Source organism: Arenimonas sp., assembly GCF_035721105.1.
GTDB lineage: Bacteria > Pseudomonadota > Gammaproteobacteria > Xanthomonadales > Xanthomonadaceae > Arenimonas.
Map to the genome: position 1 here is coordinate 1 of NZ_DASTNG010000084.1, position 20330 is coordinate 20330.

Annotated in this window: 15 protein-coding genes; 6 read left to right on the plus strand and 9 right to left on the minus strand. The window is 71.5% G+C overall.

What is annotated here, in order from left to right; genetic code table 11:
- Positions 1 to 55 precede the first annotated feature (55 nt).
- From VFQ84_RS13385 to VFQ84_RS13395, 3 genes are read right to left on the minus strand one after another with little or no spacing between them, the layout of a single operon-like run.
- Entirely contained in the window at positions 56 to 1282 is a 1227-nt protein-coding gene (locus tag VFQ84_RS13385; protein ID WP_325132133.1) for a multifunctional CCA addition/repair protein, read from the minus strand.
- Between the two features lies 1 nt (position 1283).
- Positions 1284 to 2225 (minus strand): complex I NDUFA9 subunit family protein, encoded by a 942-nt coding sequence (locus tag VFQ84_RS13390; RefSeq protein WP_325132134.1) that lies wholly within the window; start codon positions 2223 to 2225, stop codon positions 1284 to 1286.
- On the minus strand, positions 2222 to 4195 hold the full coding sequence (locus VFQ84_RS13395; RefSeq protein ID WP_325132135.1) for a transglycosylase SLT domain-containing protein: 1974 nt from the start codon (positions 4193 to 4195) through the stop codon (positions 2222 to 2224). Before VFQ84_RS13395 ends, VFQ84_RS13390 begins: the two co-directional genes overlap by 4 nt.
- 43 nt (positions 4196 to 4238) lie before the next feature.
- Here VFQ84_RS13395 and VFQ84_RS13400 point away from each other — a divergent pair, with 43 nt between their 5' ends.
- Together VFQ84_RS13400 and VFQ84_RS13405 are read left to right on the plus strand one after the other, a co-directional pair.
- A complete protein-coding gene (locus VFQ84_RS13400; protein ID WP_325132136.1) occupies positions 4239 to 5048 on the plus strand; it encodes a sulfite exporter TauE/SafE family protein in 810 nt (269 codons plus the stop codon).
- 117 nt (positions 5049 to 5165) lie between these two features.
- Positions 5166 to 8060, plus strand: a complete 2895-nt coding sequence (locus VFQ84_RS13405; protein ID WP_325132137.1) for a TonB-dependent receptor domain-containing protein — start codon at positions 5166 to 5168, stop codon at positions 8058 to 8060.
- Between the two features lie 234 nt (positions 8061 to 8294).
- Here VFQ84_RS13405 and VFQ84_RS13410 read toward each other — a convergent pair whose 3' ends face one another.
- The 3 genes from VFQ84_RS13410 to VFQ84_RS13420 all read right to left on the minus strand — a co-directional run bounded on the left by VFQ84_RS13410 (position 8295) and on the right by VFQ84_RS13420 (position 10940).
- A complete protein-coding gene (locus VFQ84_RS13410; RefSeq protein ID WP_325132138.1) occupies positions 8295 to 9083 on the minus strand; it encodes an endonuclease/exonuclease/phosphatase family protein in 789 nt (262 codons plus the stop codon).
- Positions 9084 to 9178: 95 nt separating this feature from the next.
- Positions 9179 to 10072 carry a thiol:disulfide interchange protein DsbA/DsbL gene (locus VFQ84_RS13415; protein ID WP_325132139.1) on the minus strand — a complete coding sequence of 298 codons (894 nt, stop codon included), beginning with the start codon at positions 10070 to 10072 and terminating at the stop codon, positions 9179 to 9181.
- A gap of 94 nt (positions 10073 to 10166) precedes the next feature.
- Positions 10167 to 10940 carry a c-type cytochrome gene (locus VFQ84_RS13420; RefSeq protein WP_325132140.1) on the minus strand — a complete coding sequence of 258 codons (774 nt, stop codon included), beginning with the start codon at positions 10938 to 10940 and terminating at the stop codon, positions 10167 to 10169.
- A gap of 183 nt (positions 10941 to 11123) precedes the next feature.
- Here VFQ84_RS13420 and yihA point away from each other — a divergent pair, with 183 nt between their 5' ends.
- On the plus strand, positions 11124 to 11711 hold the full coding sequence (gene yihA / locus VFQ84_RS13425) for a ribosome biogenesis GTP-binding protein YihA/YsxC (RefSeq protein ID WP_325132141.1): 588 nt from the start codon (positions 11124 to 11126) through the stop codon (positions 11709 to 11711).
- A gap of 209 nt (positions 11712 to 11920) precedes the next feature.
- Here the strand turns inward: yihA and VFQ84_RS13430 are convergent, their stop codons facing one another.
- The gene (locus VFQ84_RS13430) at positions 11921 to 12853 is read right to left on the minus strand and encodes an ABC transporter permease subunit (protein ID WP_325132142.1); all 933 of its coding nucleotides are present in this window, start codon (positions 12851 to 12853) and stop codon (positions 11921 to 11923) included.
- A 45-nt stretch (positions 12854 to 12898) separates the two neighbouring features.
- Positions 12899 to 14464, minus strand: a complete 1566-nt coding sequence (locus VFQ84_RS13435) for a peptide ABC transporter substrate-binding protein (RefSeq protein ID WP_325132143.1) — start codon at positions 14462 to 14464, stop codon at positions 12899 to 12901.
- Between the two features lie 80 nt (positions 14465 to 14544).
- On the opposite strand from VFQ84_RS13435, the gene VFQ84_RS13440 reads away from it, so the two are divergent.
- The 3 genes from VFQ84_RS13440 (at position 14545) to ppc (ending at position 19521) form a co-directional block, all read left to right on the plus strand.
- Complete coding sequence (locus VFQ84_RS13440; RefSeq protein ID WP_325132144.1) at positions 14545 to 15909, plus strand: glutamate--cysteine ligase; 1365 nt, start codon at positions 14545 to 14547, stop codon at positions 15907 to 15909.
- Between the two features lies 1 nt (position 15910).
- Positions 15911 to 16633 carry a UPF0149 family protein gene (locus VFQ84_RS13445; RefSeq protein ID WP_325132145.1) on the plus strand — a complete coding sequence of 241 codons (723 nt, stop codon included), beginning with the start codon at positions 15911 to 15913 and terminating at the stop codon, positions 16631 to 16633.
- A gap of 104 nt (positions 16634 to 16737) precedes the next feature.
- Complete coding sequence (ppc, locus tag VFQ84_RS13450) at positions 16738 to 19521, plus strand: phosphoenolpyruvate carboxylase (protein ID WP_325132146.1); 2784 nt, start codon at positions 16738 to 16740, stop codon at positions 19519 to 19521.
- Positions 19522 to 19560: 39 nt separating this feature from the next.
- Here ppc and VFQ84_RS13455 read toward each other — a convergent pair whose 3' ends face one another.
- The gene (locus VFQ84_RS13455; RefSeq protein WP_325132147.1) at positions 19561 to 20307 is read right to left on the minus strand and encodes a tetratricopeptide repeat protein; all 747 of its coding nucleotides are present in this window, start codon (positions 20305 to 20307) and stop codon (positions 19561 to 19563) included.
- Positions 20308 to 20330: the final 23 nt, after the last annotated feature.

Genomic DNA, 20330 nt, shown 5'->3' on the forward strand with positions numbered 1-20330 from the left:
GGCTTCGGCCCGCTTTTTCTTTGCCCCGCCTCAGCCCCGCCCTGTAGGAGCGCCTTCAGGCGCGAATCTTTTCGGCGGCAATCGCCGCGATGCGCGCCTGCCGCAGCCAATCCCCCACCGCCACGCCCTTGAGCCCGCTGGCAATCGCCGCGCCGGCCGACACCGCCTGCGCCGCCGCATGCAGGCGCAGCAGCAGGTCCCGCGACGGATAGGGCTCTTCCTCGCGGCCCAGACGGCCGCGCTTGTCGGCCTCGCAGGCCAGGGCCAGCTGGGCGATGCGCTCGGGCTTGCGGAAGCCGTCGCAGCGGGCGATCAGGTCGTGCACGGTCTCGGGCCGCAGCTCAGCCAGCCGGTGCACGTTGAGGTGCTCGCGGCAGACGATCTCGGCGACCGCCGCGTACTCCGCCGGCACCTTGTAGCGCGCCGATACCGCGCGCAGGGGGCGGGCGCCGCTGTGCTCGTGGCCGATGTGCTTGGGCAGCTCGGCCTTCGGCGTCAGCGCCTTGCCCAGGTCGTGGGTGAGCGCGCAGTAGCCCAGCAGCGCATCGCCGGGCGCCAGCCGCGCGGCCATGTCCAACACCATCTGCACGTGGAGGCCGGTATCGATTTCGGGGTGGTACTCGGCGCGCTGGGGCACGCCGTAGAGCGCGTCCACTTCCGGTAGCAGCTTCGCCAGCGCGCCGCACTCGCGCAGCAGGGCGATCGCGGCCGACGGGCGCGGCATCTCCAGGGCTTTCTTGAGTTCCTGCCAGACGCGCTCGGGCACCAGGTGGTCGACTTCGCCCGCGGTGACCATGTCGCGCATCAGCGCCAGCGTCTCCGGCGCCACCGTGAAGCCCAGCGGCGCGAACCGCGCCAGGAAGCGCGCCGCGCGCAGGATCCGCACCGGGTCCTCGGCGAAGGCGGGCGACACGTGCCGCAGCACGCGCGCCTCGAGGTCCGCGCGCCCGTTGAAGGGATCGACCAGCGCGCCGTCGTCGTCCTCGGCGATGGCGTTGATGGTGAAGTCGCGCCGCGCCAGGTCTTCTTCCAGCGTCACCGACGCGTCGGCGTGGAAGGTGAAGCCGCGGTAGCCCGGCGCGGTCTTGCGCTCGGTGCGGGCCAGCGCGTGCTCTTCCTTCGTGACCGGATGCAGGAAGACCGGGAAGTCCTTGCCCACCGGCAGGAAGCCGGCCTGCACCATGGCTTCGGGCGTCGAACCCACCACTACCCAGTCGCGGTCGCCGCCGGGCAGGCCCAGCAGCCGGTCACGCACCGCGCCGCCGACCCGGTAGGCCTTCATCTCAGCGGGCGGCGCGGTAGCGCGCGTAGCGCGTCTGGCGGTCGTCGACGTGGCCCAGGATTTCCGGCAGCTTGGCGCCCACGCGCGTGGGCACGATGCCCAGGCGGTGCAGGCCGTCGATGCCGCCGACCGAATCGGTGGCCAGCGAGCGGAAGTTGTCGGACGAGAACGGCTTGCCCGGCACGAAATCGAACACGAAGCCCTGCAGGCGGCCCAGCACGTCGGGCAGCGGCAGCACGATCCGGCTGAGGCCGCGCGCCTTGGCGGTCATCTTCACGATCTCGGCCATGGTGAACACTTCCGGCCCGTACAGCTCGTACACCTCGCCGATGCTGCGGCGATTGCCCAGCGCGCGCAGGAAGGCCTCGACCACGTCGCCGATGTAGACCGGCGCGAACTTGCAGCCCGCGCGCGCCAGCGGCAGCACCGGCGCCAGCTTGAGCAGCTGCGCGAAGCGGCAGAACAGCCCGTCGCCGTGGCCGAAGATCACCGAGGGCTGGAAGATCGTCCAGTCCAGGCCCGACGCCTTCACCGCCGCCTCGGCTTCGCCGCGCGACTTGAGGTAGTGGCTCTGGCCGCGGCCGGCGTTGAGCGAGCTCATCTGCAGCAGGCGGCGCACGCCGGCCAGCTGCATCGCCGCCAGCACCAGCTTGGTCAGCTCGACGTGGGCGCGGCGGAAGCCGCGGCCGCTGTCGCCGTTTTCATTGAGGATGCCGACCAGGTTGATCACCGCGTCGGCGCCGGTGAAGGCCTGGCGCAGCACGGTGGGATCGTAGACATCGACCTCGCGCAGCACCACGCCCGGCGGCAGCAGGCGGTCGTGGTGGCTGGCCAGGTTGCGGCTGAGCAGGGTGATGGCGTGGCCGTCGGCGGCCAGGCGGGACACCAGGTGCCGGCCGACGAAGCCGGTACCGCCGAGGATGACGATGTTTTGCGAAATCATGGCGTGCTCGATGCGCTCGAAGGAGTGGGGCAGCGGAACTTGCGCCGGGACGACGCATCGACGGTGCGGCCGAGCATGCGCTCGGTCACCGGCACCGCGTCGCCGTCCAGGCGCCAATCGTAGATGACGCTGAAGGCCAGCACCCGGGCCACGTAGTCGCGGGTTTCCTTGTACGTCACGGTCTCGATCCAGAAATCGGGCTCGAAGCCGGGGCGGTCGCGGTTCCAGCGGGCCACGGGGGCCGGGCCGGCATTGTAGGCGGCGATGGCCTGGTAGGGCAGGCCTCCCTGCTGGTCCAGCTCGAAACGCAGGTGTGCCGTGCCCAGGATGATGTTCACGTCCGGGTCGTACAGGCTCTCGACGCCGCGGTAGGCGATGCCCTGGCGCTTGGCGGTCAGGTCGGCGGTGGTGGGCAGCAGCTGCATCAGGCCGCGGGCGTTGGCCGGCGAGCGGGCGTGCGCCATGAAGGCGCTTTCGGCGCGCGTCTGCGCCGCGACCCAGGCCGGGTCGAGCGCGTGCTTCCTCGCCTCGCGCCGGATCGTGCGCTCGTGCGGCAGCGGGAAGCGCAGGGCGTAGTACTGCATCGCCTCGGGCGCGTCGCCGATGGTGAACACGCCGCGGTCGTGCCAGCCGGCGTCGAGCGCGAAGTCGATGGCGACGTAGCGCTCCTGCTCACCCAGGCCGCGCAGCAGGGCCGCCCACTCGCGGATGGCCGGGCCGGTGCGGTCGATGCGGAACAGCTCCAGCGCACGCACGAGGCCGGGGTTGGCGGCCACCCGCTGGCGCAGCGCCGCGTCGTCCGAGGGCTGCAGCGGGCACAGCGCATAGGGCAGCTTCAGGCGGTCGGCGGCGAGGAAGCCGTGGAAGGTCGCGGCGTTGGCGGCCTGGGTGTAGAGCGCGCTTGCGAGTTCGCTTTCCTTGTTGCGTTCGCGCAGGCGGGCTTCGAAATACTGCCAGCGCGAATCGGCGCGCTGGGCCGGCGGCATCTTCGCTATCGCGGCCAGCGCGGCGGCGGTGTCGCGCCGGTTCATGGCCTCGCGCACGCGCCATTCGTGCAGGCGCTCGTCGTAGGCGGATTCGGGCACTTCGGCCAGGCGGTCGGCCGAGCCTGGCAGGTAGGACGCCACGGTCCACAGCGCGACCTGGTAAAGCACCTGGCCGCGCTGGGCCTCGTCCAGGTCCAGCGCCGGCCCCAGCGTCGCCAGCTGCGTGCGCGCGGCCTCGGGGTCGCGGCGGGCCAGCCCGGCCAGGCCGAGCGCGGCGATGCGGCGGCTGCGGGCGTCGCGCGGCCAGGTCGCGGTGCGCGCGTGCGGGGCTTCGACGAAGTCGGCGTAGCTGGCGGCCAGCGTCGCCGCGTTCGCGGGCAGGGATCGCGCGAGGAAGCGCGCCAGCGCGACCTGGCCCTGGCCCAGCGCCAGCTCGATGCGCTGCCAGCGCAGGTCCTCGCCGAGCTGGCCGCGGGCCTGCAGGGCCGCGAACGGCGCGTCGCAGGTCGCGGGCAGCCCGCTGCCGCTGAGCCAGATCGCCTGCACGTCGGCGGTCCAGGCAGCGTCGGACGCGCCGGTCGCGAGTCGCGCCGCGAGTTCGGCGCAGCGCAGCTCCACCGACGCGGACGGGCGGTAGTCGGCGCGGAATGGCGTCCATTCCTTGCGGCGCGCCAGCTCCAGCAGCCAGGCCTCGCGCAGCCAGTCGGCCGCGGGCTGGCCGTCATGCCGCGCCAGCACCGCGCGCACCTCGGCCGGCGTCGCCGTGGCGATGCGCTTGCGCCACAGCGTGGCCTCGACCCAGCCGTGCAGCGGATGGCTGGCCAGGCGCGCGGCATCGCTGGCATTCAAGCGGCCTTGATCGGCAAGCTGGAAACCGCCGAGGATGAGCGGGCGTTGCGCCGACAGATCGGCCGGCGCCACCTTCGACCAGGCGGTCGCGGGCAGCCCCAGCAGCAGGAAAATCATGAAAATGTACTTCAACATGCCGGCAAGTCTAGCCCATGGCGCCTGAGCGCCCGGTGGCCCGATGAGCCTGGACTGGGGCATCTACCTGGCGCTGGGGGCGCTGGCCGGCGTGCTGGCCGGGCTGCTGGGGATCGGCGGTGGCCTGGTGCTGGTGGCGGCCCTGGTCTGGCTGCTGCCGGCGCAGGGCGTGCCGCCGGCGCTGGCCGTGCACGTGGCGCTGGCGACCGCGCTGGCCAGCATCGTGCTGACCGGGCTGTCCTCGGCGCGCGCCCATCACCGGCGCGGCAGCGTGCTGTGGCCGACCGTGGCCTGGCTGGTGCCCGGCGTGCTGGCCGGCGGCTGGCTCGGCAGCCTGCTGGCCACCCGCCTCGACGGCGACCTGCTGCGGGTCGGCATCGCCGCCTACTGCTTCATCGCCGCGGCCCAGCTGGCGCTGGACTGGCCGCGCTCGCGCCCCGAGCGCCCGGATGCGCCGCGTGGCCCTGGGTACTCGGCCGCCGGCGGCGTGATCGGTGCGATTTCCGCCCTGGTGGGCATCGGCGGCGGCAGCATGACGGTGCCGCTGCTGGTCTGGCGCGGGGTCCGGCCGGTGCGGGCCGTGGGCACGTCCAGCGCCTGCGGGGTCGCCATCGCCCTGGCCAGCGCCGCCGGCTACGCCTTCAACGGCCCGGCGCCCGGCGTGCTGCCGGCGGGCAGCTGGGGCTACGTGTTCGTGCCGGCGGCGGTGGCCCTGGCCCTGGCCTCGGTGCTGACCGCGCCGCTGGGCACGCGGCTGGCCCACCGGATCAGCGGGCAGGCCCTCAAGCGCCTGTTCGCTAGCTTCCTGGTGCTGGTGGGCAGCGGCCTGGCCTGGGGCGGCGGGGCGGCCTGAAACGCTAACATTGTTAGTGATTTCGCGGCTTGTTGGGCTGTCACAAACTCTTTACATCTGGTCCCAGCCGGCGCATTGGGGGCAAGGCGCCGGTCCCACCAACCCTTGGGGATCACCATGAAGAGCAACCGAACCTCCCGCCTTAGCCTGGCGGTCCGCAGCGCTTTGCTGCTCGCCGCGCTGCCGCTGGCCGCCAGTGCGCAGGAAAGCAGCGAAGAGGGCGTCACCACCCTCGACCGCATCGAAGTCACCGGCACCCGCATCCGCACCGCCGAAGCCGAGGGCCTGGTGCCCGTGCAGCGCATCACGCGCGCCGACATCGACCGCAGCGGCCTGACCTCGGTCGGTGACCTGATCCAGTCGCTCACCGGCTCGGGCTCGGCGCTCAACACCAAGTTCAACTCCAGCGGCAACTTCGGCTTCCCGCCGGACGGCAGCGGCGTCGGCGCCGGTTCCGCCCAGGCCGACCTGCGCCACCTCGGCGCCAAGCGCGTGCTGGTGCTGGTCGACGGCATCCGTTGGGTCAACGAGGCCTCGGCCTCCGGCGTCGGTGCCGCCACCGACCTCAACACCATCCCGCTGGCCATCATCGACCGCATCGAAGTGCTCGAGGACGGCGCGTCCTCGCTGTACGGCTCCGACGCCATCGCCGGCGTGGTGAACATCATCACCCGCAAGGACTTCGACGGCATCAAGATCAACGCCCAGTACGGCGAGTACGGCGAAGGCGACGGCGCCACCTCCAGCATCGATTTCGCCTGGGGCAAGAGCACCGACCGCGCCAACTTCTTCGTCGGCATCAGCCATACCGACCAGGACCTCATCTACGCCCGCGATCGCCAGCAGTCGGCGTTCCCGGTGCCGGGCACCGGCCTGGCCTTCGGCAGCTCCGGCACGCCGACTGGTCGCTTCATCATCACCGACCCGAACACCGGCGAGACCATCGACGTCACGCCCAACACCGGCGTTACCAGCCCGGTGTACGACCCGACCCAGGTCGGCTGCGTGCGCACCGATGATTACCACTGCTTCACCACCGCCGATCGTTTCAACTTCTCGCAGTACAACCTTCTGCTGACCCCGTCCAAGCGCACCGGCGTGTTCGGCCAGGCGCGGTTCGAGTTCAGCGACGCCGTCAGCGGCTACGCCAAGGTGCTCTTCAACCGCCGCGAGTCGAACAACCAGGCCGCGCCCGAGCCGATTTTCCTCGGCCCCGAGGCCGGCACCGGCAACCCGCTGGCCGACAACATCTTCATTTCCGGCCTGAACCCGTTCAATCCGTTCGGCTTCGACCTCGATGGCCGCCTGACCACGCCCGAGGCCGACCGCAACCTGATCCTGATCGGCCGTCGCCCGGTCGAGGGCGGGCCGCGCATCTTCGAGCAGGAGGTCGACACCTGGTACGTCGGCGCCGGCCTGGAGGGCGTGTTCGACGCCGGCAGCCGCAGCTACTACTGGGACGCCAACGTCGCCTTCAGCGACAACCAGGCCGACCAGACCAACTACGGCAGCTACGACATCCGCAACATCGCGCTGGCGCTGGGCGATCCCGCGGCCTGCGCGGCCGTCGCCGGCTGCACGCCGCTGAACATCTTCGGCGGCCCGGGCACCATCACCCCGGAGATGCTGGCCTTCATCTCGCCGATCGTGCGCGACGAGAGCCAGAACAAGCTGGCCCTGGTCACCGCCAACCTGTCCGGCAGCCTGTTCGAGATGCCGGCCGGCTCGGTCGACTTCGCCACCGGCTTCGAGCACCGTCGCCTCAAGGGCAGCTACCAGCCTGACCCGCTGACGGTGGCCGGCTTCTACAACGGCGTGCCGTCGCTGCCGACTTCCGGCAAGTACGACGTCAGCGAAATCTACCTCGAGGTCAACGTCCCGCTGTTCGCCAACGAGGACAAGGGCAGCCGCTTCGACCTGACCCTGGCCGGCCGCTACTCCGACTACAGCACCGGCATCTCGCAGTTCACGCCCAAGTACGGCATGCGCTGGCAGGTGGCCGAGGAGCTGGTGCTGCGCGCCAGCTTCGCCGAGGGCTTCCGGGCGCCGTCGATCGGCGAGCTGTTCGGCTCGGCCAGCCGCTTCGACGCACAGCTGGACGATCCCTGCACCACGCCGCTGCTCAATCCCTCGCTGGCCGGCAACTGCGCGGCGCTGGGCGTGCCCAACAACTACGTGCAGCCGAACCCGCAGATCTCGGTCACCACCGGCGGCAACGACCAGCTCGAGCCCGAGTTCGCCGACAGCTTCACCGCCGGCTTCGTCTGGAGCCCGTCGTTCCTGGAGGACTCGTCGGTCGCCGAGCGCGTGGACATCGAGTTCACCTGGTACAGCCACGACATCGAAGGCGCCATCCAGGCCATCGACGCCCAGACCCAGCTCGACCTCTGCGTGCAGACGCTCGACCCGCTGTACTGCTCGGGCATCACCCGCGCGTCCACCGGCGGCATCAACGGCTTCGCGAACCGCCTGAGCAACCTGGGTTCGATCAAGACCAACGGCTGGGACGTGGACGTGTCCTGGGCCTTCCCGATGCAGGACTGGGGCCAGCTGAAGATGGCCTGGCGCAACACCTTCGTCGGCAAGTACGAGGCGGTCGGCGCCGCCGGCCAGCCGCAGCCGCAGGGCCCGGGCCGCGAGGTGGTGGACAGTGCGATCCCGGACTGGACCTCGAACTTCGTGACGGAGTGGGCCAATGGCCCGTGGTCGGCGTCGTGGACGCTGCGCCACATCTCGGAGCTGCGTGAGTCCTGCGGCCGGGTGATTTCGTTCTCGGTCTGCTCGGATCCGGCCACGGACACCAATGTGCTCGATGCGATCACCTACAGCGACGTGCAGCTGGGCTACCAGTTCGAGGAGATGGCGAACCTGCGCCTGACCTTCGGCGCCAACAACGTCTTCGACAAGGACCCGCCGATCTGCGTGTCCTGCTCGCTCAACGGTTACGACGCGTCCACCTACGACATCCCGGGTGGCCGCTTCTTCTACCTGCGCGCCGAAGTCAGCTTCTGATCCACGCTCCCCCGCGTCACCCCGAAAGGCCGCCTCCGGGCGGCCTTTCTCTTGGCTTCGGTTGGCGTGGAGTCAAAAGATTTTCAACACGGATAAGGGCGGATAAACACGGATAAACACGGATAGAGCAGGAGCGGTAGAAGTTGGGTTCTCGCGCGCAGCAACCTCTGGCGACAGCCCACTCAAGCGGTTGCCTTATCCGCTTTTATCCGTGTCTATCCGCGTTCATCCGTGTTAAACGCTTTGGCCCTTGCTACCCGTCCCACCCGGAACTTCCAGCTCGACGGCGACGGCCATGTGGTCGGAGCCGGCGGCCGGGATGGCCTGGTAGTTCGTGATCTTCAGGCCGCCGACCAGCACGTGGTCCAGGCAGCGGCGCGGTGCCCAGCTCGGGAACGTCGCCACCCGCTCGCTGGGGGGCTCGAGCCTTGTTTCGCGGTAGAGCGCGCGCATCTCGGGTGCGTCGAAGTCGCAGTTGAAGTCGCCCATCAGCACCAGGCGCGGCGATTCCGACAGCAGGTCGGCCAGGAAGCCCAGCTGCAGCTGGCGCGACTTCGCCCCCAGCGACAGATGCGTCACCGCCAGGTCCCAGGCCGCATCGCCCTCGCCGAAGCGCGCCAGCAGCACGCCGCGGCCGGCGATGCGGCCGGGCAGGGCGTAGTCGAGCAGCTCGGTGGGTTCGAGCCGGCTCAGCAGCGCGTTGCCGCTGCCGGCGATGCGCGAGATGCGGCGGTTGGGCTGGTGGCTCCAGAACGGGAAGCCGCCGCGTTCGGCCAGGTAGTCGGCCTGGTTGGTGAAGCCCGAGCGCAGGCTGCCCGGGTCGCTTTCCTGCAGGCCCACCAGGTCGAAGGGCTCGGCCAGCGTGGCCAGGCTGTCGAGGTTGAGCCGCTTGCCGTTGGGCAGCACGTGCGACCAGCTGCGGGTGACGTACTCGCGATACGCGCGCGTGCTCGAGCCCGCCTGGATGTTGGCGCTGAGCAGGCGGAGGGTCTTGCGCGGGGCAGGCTTGGGCTTGGCGGCCATGCCGGAATGGTGCGGCCGCGCGCCCGCCGCCACAAGGCCGAAACTGAACGGGGCCGCATTCGCGGCCCCGTGGGTGTGCTGCCGGTGCCGCGCGATCAGCGGCGGGCGGCTTCGGCGCGTTCCTTCTGCACCAGCCACTCGATGGTCTGGATCAGGCCTTCCGGACCGCGGTCGCCGGTGACCTGGGCGGTGTACTTGCCGGCGATGACGAGGGTCGGCGTGGCCTGCACGCCGGTGCGCAGCGCGAACTGGCGGGCGCGGTTGAGCTTGGCCGTCACCGCGAAGCTCTGCATGGTCGACAGGAAGGTGTCGCGGTCGGCGCCGAGGCTGGCGTAGTGGTCGGCGACTTCCTCGGGGGCCGCGGTCTGGAACTTGCGGTCGACGAAGAAGGCCTTGAAGGTCTCGTTGTGGGTCTTGTCCAGCAGGCCCATGGCCTCGGCCGCGAAGTAGCCGCGGGCGAAGTTGTCGCCGGGGCCGCCGAAGGCCGCCGGGACGTAGACGAAGTTCACGTCCGGCGCCAGGGTCGGCTTCCACTGGTTGATGGTCGGCTGCAGGTTGGCGCAGTGGATGCAGGTGTAGGCGAACACCTCGGCCACTTCGATGCCCGGGCCGCCGGAGAAGGTCGGCTGCGGCTCGGCCAGCACGTTGTAGTCACGGCCTTCGCGCGGCGCGTTCGCCGGGTCGGGCATGGCCGGGAGCTCGGCGGCCGGGGCCGGCGCGGCGGCTTCGGCCGCGGCGGTGTCGCCGGACGCTTCGGGGGCCTCGGTGGCTTCCGGCGTGGCTTCCGGGGCCGGCTCGGCCTCGGCCGGCGCGGCGGTGTCAGCCTCCGTGGCCTCGGTGGCGGGCTCGACGGCTTCGGGCGCGGCCGGCTCGGCGGCGGCTTCGGTCACGGGCGCGGCGGCCGGCTCGGCGGGGGCGACCGGCTCGGACGGGGCCGGGCTGCAGGCGGCCAGGGCGAGGACGAGCAGGAGGGACAGCAGGCGCTTCATCGGGTCGTGCTCCTTGAGGGGACAGCCAACCAGACCACGCCCGGCCGGCAAGGTTCAATCAGGCGGCGCGGACGCCGCCTGCGGCAGGCAGGGTTCAGCCCTGCGGCGCGGCGGCGTCGGCCGGCGGCGTGTCGTCGGCGTTGTGCAGGCCTTCGATGTAGGTGGCCAGGGCCTGGATCTCTTCGTCGCTGAGGTTGCCGGCGACGCCGGCCATCAGCGCATTGGCGTTGCCGCCCTTGCCCCAGACCATGCCGTCGCGGAAGGCGGTGAGGGCGTTGGCGGTGTAGCCGGCGTGCTGGCCGCCGAGCTGCGGCCAGGCCGCGCCCGGGTTGCCGCGGCCGGTGGGGCCGTGGCAGGCCTGGCAGGCCGGCACGCCCTGGTCGGGGTTGCCGTAGCGGAAGATGCGCTCGCCGACTTCGTAGAACGCCAGGCCCTGGTTCGGGCCCGAGGTGATGGCGGAGTCGTCGGCGACGCCCGGCACGGTCTTCTGGCTGGCGAAGTAGGCGCCGATGTCGCGCATGTCCTGCGCGCTCAGGGTGCTGGCGAAGCCCAGCATGATGGCGTTGTTGCGCTCGCCGGACTTGTACAGGGACAGCTGGCGGGCGATGTAGCGCTCGTGCTGGCCGGCCAGCTTCGGGTACTGCGGGTCGGCCGAATTGCCGTCGAGGCCGTGGCAGGCGGCGCAGGCGGCGGCCTTGCCGGCGCCGGCCTGGGCGTCGCCCCAGGTGGCCGGGGTGTTGTCGGCTTCGAGGACGGCGACCGGGGCCACGTCGGGCTCCGGGGCCGGCGTCACGGTGGCGGCTTCCTGGGCCAGGGTCGAGCCGGCGGCCAGCAGGGCGGCGACACCGAGGATGCGCGTGAACTTCATGGACTGCTCCGGAACGCTGGAATTCGGGTGGATGGGGCTCAGCGCGAACGACGCGCGGGAAGGCGCGGATTATCCCAGCCTGCGCCGTGGGGGGTCAATCAAGACGGCCCGTGAAGGCCCGGATGCTGGTCAGGGCGGCCCGGGCAGGCCAAGCTAGTGGCCTTTCCCGCACCGGCCAATTCGATGGCAAACCCCCTGGCCCGCGCCAAATACACCTTTTCCGCCCACGCCCTGAAGCAGCTGCCCCCGGACGACTGCCGCGAGGTGGCCTTCGCCGGCCGCTCGAACGCGGGCAAGTCGACCTCGCTCAACGCCCTCACCAACCAGCACGGCCTGGCCCGGGTCTCGAAGACGCCCGGCCGCACCCAGGCCCTGAACTATTTCGAGGTCGCGCCCAGGAAGCACCTGGTCGACCTGCCCGGCTACGGCTACGCCAAGGTGCCCGAGGAGATGCGCGAGCGCTGGAAGGAGTTCATCAACATCTACTTCCACACCCGCCAGTCGCTGGCCGGCCTGGTGGTGGTGATGGACATCCGCCACCCGCTGCGCGAGTACGACCTGCAGATGCTCGACTACGCCGTCGAGCGCAAGCTGCCGGCGCACTGCCTGCTGACCAAGGCCGACAAGCTTGGCCGCGGCGAGCAGGGCAACATCCTGCTCAAGGTCCGCAAGGAGCTGGGCGACCGCGCCACGGCCCAGGTCTTCTCCGGCGACTCCAAGCTCGGCGTCGACGAAGCCCGCGCCGTCGTCGCCCGCTGGCTGGAGCTTTGATCGCGCGTGACTGAGGGCCGCGTCGCATTCCGGGGCCAGGAATTTGAACGCGGATCAGAGCGGATAAACGCCGATAAAAGCGGATAGAGCCAAAGAGGGATTGGGTCTTGGCGATGTCGCCGCCCCGCGCGAGAAGCCAATTCGACTTTTTGCTTTATCCGCTTTGATCGGCGTTTATCCGCTCTTATCCGCGTTAAAAATAAAAACCCTCACACCGCCGAATCCCGAAGACGAGGATCGAGCCACGCGCGCAGGGCGTCGACGAGGGCGTTGATCAGGACGATGGCGGCGCCGATCACCAGCACCACGCCGAGCACGAGGGTGTAGTCGCGGTTCAGGGCGCCCTGGACGAAGTAGCGGCCGATGCCGGGGATGCCGAACACCTGTTCGACCACCGCCGAGCCGCTGACGACGTTGATCAGGGCCGGGCTCAGCCAGGCCACCACCGGCAGCAGGCCCGGGCGCAGGGCGTGGACGAACAGCAGGCGGGTTTCCGACAGGCCGCGGCCGCGGGCGGCGCGCAGGTAGTCGGCGTCCAGCACCTCCAGCATCGCCGCGCGCGTGAGCCGTGCGCAGTAGGCCAGGTTCGGCAGCGCCAGCGCGATCACCGGCAGCACCGCGCTGCGCCAGCTGCCGTCCCAGCCGCCCGCGGGCAGCCACTGCAGCGTCACCGCGAACAGCAGGATCAGCAGCGGCGCCACCACGAACTTCGGCATCGCCAGGCCCAGGCCGGCGCCGAACATCAGCACCCGGTCGATCCCGCGGCCCGCGCGCAGCGCCGCCCCTATGCCCAGCGGCAGGCCGATGCCCAGCGCCAGCAGCAGCGCCAGGCCGCCGTTCACCAGCGAGATCGGCAGGCCGGCCGCGATCAGCTGGTTCACCGTGTAGTCCGGGTACTGGAACGAGGGCCCCAGGTCGCCCTGCAGCACGTCGCCCAGCCAGTGGCCGTACTGCGACAGCAGCGGCTGGTCCAGCCGGTATTGCGCCGCCAGTGCGGCCTCGACCTCGGGCGGCGCGCTCTTCTCGCTGTCGAAGGGGCCGCCGGGCGCGGCCCGCAGCAGCACGAAGCACAGCGTGGCCAGCAGCCAGAGCGTCAGCAGGGCTTCGAGGCTGCGGCTGGCGAACAGGCGGGCGCGGGACATGCCGCGACTTTGCCCAAGCGCCTGCGCGCTGTCACGCGCGGCCGGTCACGGCGCCGGCGGCGACAGCGTCAGGAAACGGCTGGGGTGGCGGTCGAGCGGGTTGGCCTCGAAGCCGCCGACCTCGGGCCGCACCAGGTGCTTGGAGGTGTAGAAATAGATCGGCAGGATCGCGTGCGCCTGCAGCAGCCGGGCCTCGGCCTCGCGCAGCTTCGCGGCGCGGTCCGCCAGCGTTGGCGCGGCGTCGGCGGCGTCGAGCAGGGCGGTGAACGCCGGGTCGTCGTAGCCGGTCCAGTTCGCGACACTGTCGCCGCGGAAGTTGTCGAGGAAGTTGCGCGGGTCGTCCACGTCGGCGATCCAGCCGCCGCGGAAGGCCTGGGTGATCACCCGCTGCTTGCGGTTGCCCACGAACACCTTCCATTCCTCGTTGCGCAGCCGCACGTGCACGCCCAGCACCTCGCGCCACATCGCCGCTACCGCCAGCGACAGCCGGCGGTGCGGGGTCGAGGTGTTGTAGCGCAGCTCGACTTCCAGCGGGTTGTCGGGCCCGTAGCCGGCCTCGGCATAGCGGCGGCGCGCCAGGGCCTCGCGTTCGGCCTGGGTGGCGCGCGCCCAGCCGAGGCGGGGCGGCGTGTAGCCCGCCACGCCCGGCGGCACCAGGCCGTAGGCCGGCTGCTCGCCCAGCCCGGTGACGTGGCGGGTGAGGATGTCGCGGTCGATCGCCAGCGACAGCGCCTCGCGCAGCGCCGGGGCGTCGCGGAACGGCGGCTGGTCGAGGTTGTAGCCCAGCCAGAAACTGCCCAGGTAGGGGCTGATCCGCAGCTGGTCGCCGAAGCGCGCGCGCAGCGCCGGCAGCGGCTGCGGCGGCACGGTCTCGGTGATGTGCAGCCCGCCGGCCTCGAAGCGCATCAGCTCGCTGCTGGCGTCCTCGGTGACGTGGAAGCGCACCCGCGGGATCGCTGCCGGCGCGTGGAATTCCGGATTGCGCTCCAGCGTGATCATGGCCTGCGGCAGCCAGTCGGCCAGCCGGTAGGCGCCATTGCTGACCAGCCGGCCCGGGCGGGTGTGCTGCGCCCCGTGCTCGGCCAGCGCCGGCAGGTAGACCGGGAAGGCGGTTGGCAGGGTGAGCAGCCGCGGCAGGTCGGCGCTGCGGACCAGGTGGAACACGACCGTGCGGTCGTCGGGCGCGGTCACGCCCAGACGCGCCGGCGGCAGCTCGCCCCGCTGCACCGCGGTGGCCCCGGCGATGGCGTCGAAGTGGCCGGCGAACGGCGCCGCGGTGGCCGGCGCGAACGCGCGCCGGAAGCTGGCCACCACCGCGTCGGCCGTCAGCGGCTCGCCGTTGGACCAGCGCAGGTCCGGGCGCAGGTGGAAGGTCCAGGTGCGGCCGTCCCCGGAAACCTCCCAGCGCTCGGCCATGCCCGGCACCAGCCGCCCGCCGCCGTCTTCGGCCACCAGGCCTTCGTACAGGTCGCGCAGCACGTTGGCGCAGGCCACCTCGGGGCAGCGGTGCGCGTCCAGGGTCGAGGGCTCCGGGCCGTTGCCGCGCTCGAGCCCCTGGCCCAGGGCCGGCCCGCAACACAGCAGCAGCACCGGCAGGACGCCAGCTTTCACGGGTTGCGGGATAAGATCGCCATCCTTGCGATTGTAGGCCAGCGCCCGCACATCGCCTCCACCCCTGCAAGGCGCGCCCCGTGTCCGGACCCAGCAACGTCAAGGAAAGCCCCCTCACCGGTCGCGACCAGCTGGTCGAGTACCTGGCCACGGGCGCCCGCCCCGAAGCCGAGTGGACCATCGGCACCGAGCACGAGAAGTTCGGCTTCCGGCTCGACGACCTGCGCCCGCCCACCTGGGACGGCCCCCAGGGCATCGAGGCGATGCTGCGCGGCCTCACGCGCTTCGGCTGGGTGCCGTTCGAAGAGAAGGGCAAGCTGATCGCGCTGACCAAGGACGGCGCCTCGGTGACCCTGGAGCCGGCCGGCCAGCTCGAGCTGTCGGGCGCGATGCTCACCGACATCCACCAGACCTGCCGCGAGACCAACCAGCACCTGCGCGAGGTCAAGACCGTCAGCGAAGAGCTGGGCCTGGGCTTCCTGGGCATGGGCTTCCAGCCCAAGTGGCGCCGCGACGAGATGCCGTGGATGCCCAAGGGCCGCTACAAGATCATGCGCGAGTACATGCCCAAGCGCGGCAACCTGGGCCTGGACATGATGACCCGCACCTGCACGGTGCAGGTGAACCTGGACTTCGCCAGCGAAGCGGACATGGTGAAGAAGTTCCGCGTCTCGCTGGCGCTGCAGCCGATCGCCACGGCGCTGTTCGCCGATTCGCCGTTCACCGACGGCCAGCCCAACGGCTACCTGTCCTACCGCTCGCACATCTGGACCGACACCGATCCCGACCGCACCGGCATGCTCGACTTCGTGTTCGAGGATGGCTTCGGCTTCGAGCGCTACGTCGACTACCTGCTGCAGGTGCCGATGTACTTCAGCTACCGCGACGGCGAATACATCGACCTCAGCGGCCAGGATTTCCGCAAGTTCCTGCGCGGCGAGCTGCCGGCGCTGCCGGGCGTGCTGCCGACCATGAAGGACTGGGCCGACCACATGACCACGGCCTTCCCCGAGGTGCGGCTGAAGAAGTACCTCGAGATGCGCGGCGCCGACGGCGGCCCCTGGAACCGCCTGTGCGCGCTGCCGGCGTTCTGGGTCGGCCTCTTGTACGACCAGGCATCGCTGGACGCGGCCTGGGATCTGGTGAAGGACTTCACCCTGGAAGAGCGCCACGCGCTGCGCGACGGCGTGCCCAGGCAGGCGCTGAAGCTGCCGTTCCGCGGCGCCACCGTGCGCGAGCTGGCGCTCGAGGCGCTCAAGATCGCCGGCAACGGCCTCAAGCGCCGCAACCGCCTCAACGCCACCGGCGCCAGCGAAGCCGTGTTCCTCGAGCCGCTGCTGGAGTTCGCGCTGGCCAACGAAACCCCCGCCGAGCGCAAGCTGGCCCTGTTCCACGGTCCGTGGAAGGGCAGCGTCGACCCGGTCTTCAAAGAGTTTGCCTACTGACATGTCCACGCCGAAAGCCGACTGGTTCCGCGCCAACGACCCGCGCATCGACGAACTCGACCGTCTGCTCGAGCAGCGCGCCGTGCCCTTCGGCGGCTACGGCCTCGAGCAGCTCGATGGTTACCTGAGCGCGCTCGTGGTCAGCCCGGGCGAGGTCGTCCCGGTCGAGGAATGGCTGCCGCGGGTCTGGGGCAAGGCGCCGCCGCGCTGGGAAGGCGAGGCCGACGAGGCCGCCGCCCGCGCGCTGCTGATGCTGGCCTGGAACACCGCGGCGCGCCGGGTGCGCTTCAACTCCGACGACATGACCGTGGACGGCGCGCTGTTCTGGTGGCTGCCCGAGGACCCGGACGCGGAGCACGGCGATGACGTCGACATCGGCGCGGCTTGGGGCGGCGGCTTCCTCGACGGCATGGAGCTGCGCTCGGCGGCCTGGGACGAATGGATCGCCAAGGACGACTGGATCGGCGAAGTCGAAGGCTACGTCGAGGCCCTGGCCGTCGGCAGCTATCCGCCGGAAACCGAGGGCGGCGCCCCGACCCCGCTGCCCTACAGCGAGCGCCTGGAGATCCACGCCGGCCTGCCCGACATGCTGCACGACCTGCACGTGCACCGCATCGAGTCCCTGACCCCGCGCGAGCCCGTGCGCCGCGCCGCCACCCCCGAGCGCAACGATCCCTGCCCCTGCGGCAGCGGCAAGAAGTACAAGAAGTGCTGCGGCGCCTGAACCTCCCCCTGTAGGAGGGCCTTCAGGCCCGAAGCCCTGCGGCGAAAAGCTTCGCGCCTGAAGGCGCTCCTACAGAGGCAAGGCGCGGCTGGTAGGCTTTGGGGATGAACAGCAACAGCGCCGACAGCGAATCCCTCCGCGACATCGACCTGCCGCCCACCGACGTCCTGCTGCGCGAGGACGTCAAGCGCCTCGGCGCCCTGGTCGGCGAAATCCTGGCCGAACAGGTCTCGCCGGAGTTCCTGGCCGAAGTCGAGGCCCTGCGCGTCGCCGCCATCCGCCGGCGCGAGGCCGGGGCACCGATCGAAGCCTTGTCCGACCGGCTGCAGGCGCTGCCGCTGGATCGCGCCGAGCTGCTGGTGCGCGCCTTCGCCGCCTATTTCCAGGCCGTGAACCTGGCCGAGCGCGTGCACCGCATCCGCCGCCGCCGCGACTACCAGCGCCAGGGCGCGTCGCCGCAGCCGGGCGGCCTCGAGGCGTCGCTGCGCCAGCTCAAGGCCGAGGGTGTCGACGCCGCCACGCTGTCGGCGCTGGTCGGACGGATGCGGGTCGAGCCGGTGTTCACCGCGCACCCGACCGAGGCCGTGCGCCGGGCGCTGCTGGAGAAGGAAAGCGAAGTCGTGCGCTGCCTGGTCGAGGACATCGACCGCAACCTCACGCCGCAGGAGCGCCGCGCCGACCTCGAGCGCATGCGCCTGGCGCTCACCGCCAGCTGGCAGACCGACGAGACGCCGCCCGAGAAGCCGAGCGTCGCCGACGAGTTCGAGCACGTCGCCTTCTATCTGTCCGACGTGCTGTACCGGGTGCTGCCGGTCTTCCACGAAGTGTTCGAGGACGCGCTGCAGGCCGTGTACGGCGACGACGCGCCGCCGCTGCCGCCGCTGCTGGGCTTCGGCTCCTGGGTCGGCGGCGACATGGACGGCAATCCCAACGTCGGCGCCGCCACCATCGAAGCCACGCTGTCGGGGCAGCGCGCGCTGGTGCTGGCCAATTACCGGCGCGACCTGGCGCGGCTGGGGGAGCTGCTCAGCCAGTCCGCCGGCCGGGTCGACGTGGCGCCGGCGCTGGTGCGGCGGGGCGACGAGTACGCGCGCCGCTTCCCCAAGGCCGCCGAGAAGATCAAGGCGCGCCATGCCGACATGCCCTACCGACGCTTCGCGGCGCTGGTGTCGGCGCGGCTGGCGGCCACGGCCCAGGACAAGCGCGAGGGCTACGACGACGCCAGCGGCTTCCTCGACGACCTGCGCCTGATGGAGGCCAGCCTGGCCGCGCATCGCGGTGAACACGCCGGCGGCTTCGCCGTGCGGCGCCTGCGTCGCCGCGCCGAGGCCTTTGGCTTCCACCTCGCCACGCTCGACCTGCGGCAGGAATCCACGCAGCACGACCTGGCGCTGGCCGAGCTGCTCGGTGATGACGGGTGGCCCGAGCGGGCGTGGGAGGATCGGGCGGCGCGGTTGCGCCAAATGATCGGCGTCGGCGGTTCGGGCCTGAAGGCCCTCCTGCAGGGAGCAACGGTAGGAGGGCCTTCAGGCCCGAGCGCCCCGACGGGCGACGCCGTTTCCACCCGCGTGCTCGACGTCTTCCGCACCGTCGCCGATGCCCTGCCGCGCTACGGCACCCGCGCCTTCGGTCCCTACATCATCAGCATGAGCCGCAGCGCCGCCGATGCGCTGGCGGTGCTGGCGCTGGCCCGCATCGCCGGCTGCGTGGGCGACGACGGCGCGGTGCCGCTCGACGTCGCGCCGCTGTTCGAGACCGTGGACGACCTGCAGGCGGCGGCCGACACGCTGCGCTCGCTGTTCGCCGATCCGGTCTACCGCGCGCACCTGCACGCCCGCGGCGAGCGCCAGGTGGTGATGCTGGGCTATTCCGACAGCGCCAAGGACGGCGGCCTGGTCGCCTCGCGCTGGGCGCTGCAGCAGACCCAGGTGCAGCTGACCGCGCTGGCGGCCGAGGCCGGGGTGCGCATCGCCTTCTTCCACGGCCGCGGCGGCTCGCTGTCGCGCGGCGGCGGCAAGACCGAGCGCGCGGTCATCGCCGCCCCGCGCGGCTCGGTCGACGGCAGCCTGCGCCTCACCGAGCAGGGCGAGGTGATCCATCGCAAGTACGGCATCCGCGCCATCGCGCTGCGCAACCTCGAGCAGATGAGCGGCGCCGTGCTGCGCGCCAGCCTGCGGCCGCGCGCACCCGAGCCGCGCGAAGCGGCCTGGCGGGCGATGGCGGCGGAGGCCGCGGCCGCGGCGCGCGCGCACTATCGCGGGCTCGTGTACGAGACGCCCGGCTTCGTGGACTACTTCCGCGCCGCCACGCCGATCGACGTGATCGAGCGCCTGCGCATCGGCTCGCGTCCCAGCAAGCGCGGCAACGCCGGCGGCGTGTCGTCGCTGCGCGCCATTCCCTGGGTGTTCGCCTGGTCGCAGAACCGCTGCGGCCTGACCGCCTGGCTGGGCGTGGGCAGCGGCCTGTCGCAGGCGGTGGAAAAACACGGCCGCGACGCGGTGGCGGAAATGGCGCGCGACTGGCCCTTCTTCGCCACCCTGGTCGACGACGTCGAGATGGTGCTGGCGAAATCCGACCTCGGCATCTTCGAGCGCTACTCGCGCCTGGCCGGCGACGCCCACGATGCCTTCTTCCCGGGCATCGCCGCCGAGTTCGCGCGGACCCGCGACACCATCCTCGCGCTCAAGGGCACCGACCAGCTGCTGGCGAACGACTTCCGCCTGCGCCAGTCGATCCGCCTGCGCAATCCCTACGTGGATCCGATCAGCCTGCTGCAGGTGGACCTGCTGGCGCACTGGCGCGGGGCGGGGCGGCCCGAGGACGCGCTGTTCCATGCGCTGGTGACGACGGTGAACGGCATCGCCGCGGGCGTGCAGAACACCGGTTGAGTTGCGCGGCCCCGGCGCGGGCCGGGCCGCGCGCGGGCCTCAGCCGGCGCGGTCGGCCTTCTGCAGCAGGGCCAGCCACTGGCGCTCGTTCTCGCGGGTGTGGGCCGGCAGCTGCCTGGCGTCGCGCAGGGTGTCGGCGGCCAGCTGCTGGGCGCGCGCGGTTTCGCCCCATTCGTGCAGCAGCGTGGCGTAGCGGGCGCGGGCTTCCAGCCCCGGGTAGTACTCGACCAGCACGCCGAACTCTTCGTGGGCGCGCGCGCGGTCGTCGCAGTCGGCCACGGCGCGGGCGTAGGTGAGGTGGGCGCTGGGCGAGCGGAAGTCGGGGTTGTCGGCGATCAGGCGATCCAGCAGTTCGCGGGCCTCCTTCGGCTGGCTGCTGTCGACCAGCGCCCGGGCCAGGCGCGCCTGGATGTCGGGGTCGCGGGCGTAAAGGCCCTGCAGCGCCAATCGGTAGTGCGGCACGGCTTCGGCGGGCCGGCCGGCGTCGAGCAGGGCATCGGCGAGGCGGAGCTGGTTGCCCACGCTGGGCGAGCGGGCGATGGCCTCGTTGGCCTCGCGCAGCTCGCGGGCCGGGTCGAGGATGCGGCGCACCGCGCTGCCGGCCCGGCGCACGCCGCGGTGCTGGCGGATCTCGGGCAGCCAGATGGCGACGCCGTAGACGATGCTGCCCAGCAGCGGGAACAGGAACAGGATCAGCAGCCAGTACAGCGGCTGGTTCGTGCGCACGGCGTGGATCGCGAAGAACACCGCGACCAGGATGTGGATGCCGATTCCAAAAAAGTGCATGGCGCCTCCCGGGACAGGGCGCC

Bases quoted from the DNA above. Each gene is read 5' to 3' on its own strand.
- VFQ84_RS13385 (WP_325132133.1), bottom strand. From the start codon at position 1,282: ATGAAGGCCTACCGGGTCGGCGGCGCGGTGCGTGACCGGCTGCTGGGC.
- VFQ84_RS13390 (WP_325132134.1), bottom strand. From the start codon at position 2,225: ATGATTTCGCAAAACATCGTCATCCTCGGCGGTACCGGCTTCGTCGGC.
- VFQ84_RS13395 (WP_325132135.1), bottom strand. From the start codon at position 4,195: ATGTTGAAGTACATTTTCATGATTTTCCTGCTGCTGGGGCTGCCCGCG.
- VFQ84_RS13400 (WP_325132136.1), top strand. From the start codon at position 4,239: ATGAGCCTGGACTGGGGCATCTACCTGGCGCTGGGGGCGCTGGCCGGC.
- VFQ84_RS13405 (WP_325132137.1), top strand. From the start codon at position 5,166: ATGAAGAGCAACCGAACCTCCCGCCTTAGCCTGGCGGTCCGCAGCGCT.
- VFQ84_RS13410 (WP_325132138.1), bottom strand. From the start codon at position 9,083: ATGGCCGCCAAGCCCAAGCCTGCCCCGCGCAAGACCCTCCGCCTGCTC.
- VFQ84_RS13415 (WP_325132139.1), bottom strand. From the start codon at position 10,072: ATGAAGCGCCTGCTGTCCCTCCTGCTCGTCCTCGCCCTGGCCGCCTGC.
- VFQ84_RS13420 (WP_325132140.1), bottom strand. From the start codon at position 10,940: ATGAAGTTCACGCGCATCCTCGGTGTCGCCGCCCTGCTGGCCGCCGGC.
- yihA (WP_325132141.1), top strand. From the start codon at position 11,124: ATGGCAAACCCCCTGGCCCGCGCCAAATACACCTTTTCCGCCCACGCC.
- VFQ84_RS13430 (WP_325132142.1), bottom strand. From the start codon at position 12,853: ATGTCCCGCGCCCGCCTGTTCGCCAGCCGCAGCCTCGAAGCCCTGCTG.
- VFQ84_RS13445 (WP_325132145.1), top strand. From the start codon at position 15,911: ATGTCCACGCCGAAAGCCGACTGGTTCCGCGCCAACGACCCGCGCATC.
- ppc (WP_325132146.1), top strand. From the start codon at position 16,738: ATGAACAGCAACAGCGCCGACAGCGAATCCCTCCGCGACATCGACCTG.
- VFQ84_RS13455 (WP_325132147.1), bottom strand. From the start codon at position 20,307: ATGCACTTTTTTGGAATCGGCATCCACATCCTGGTCGCGGTGTTCTTC.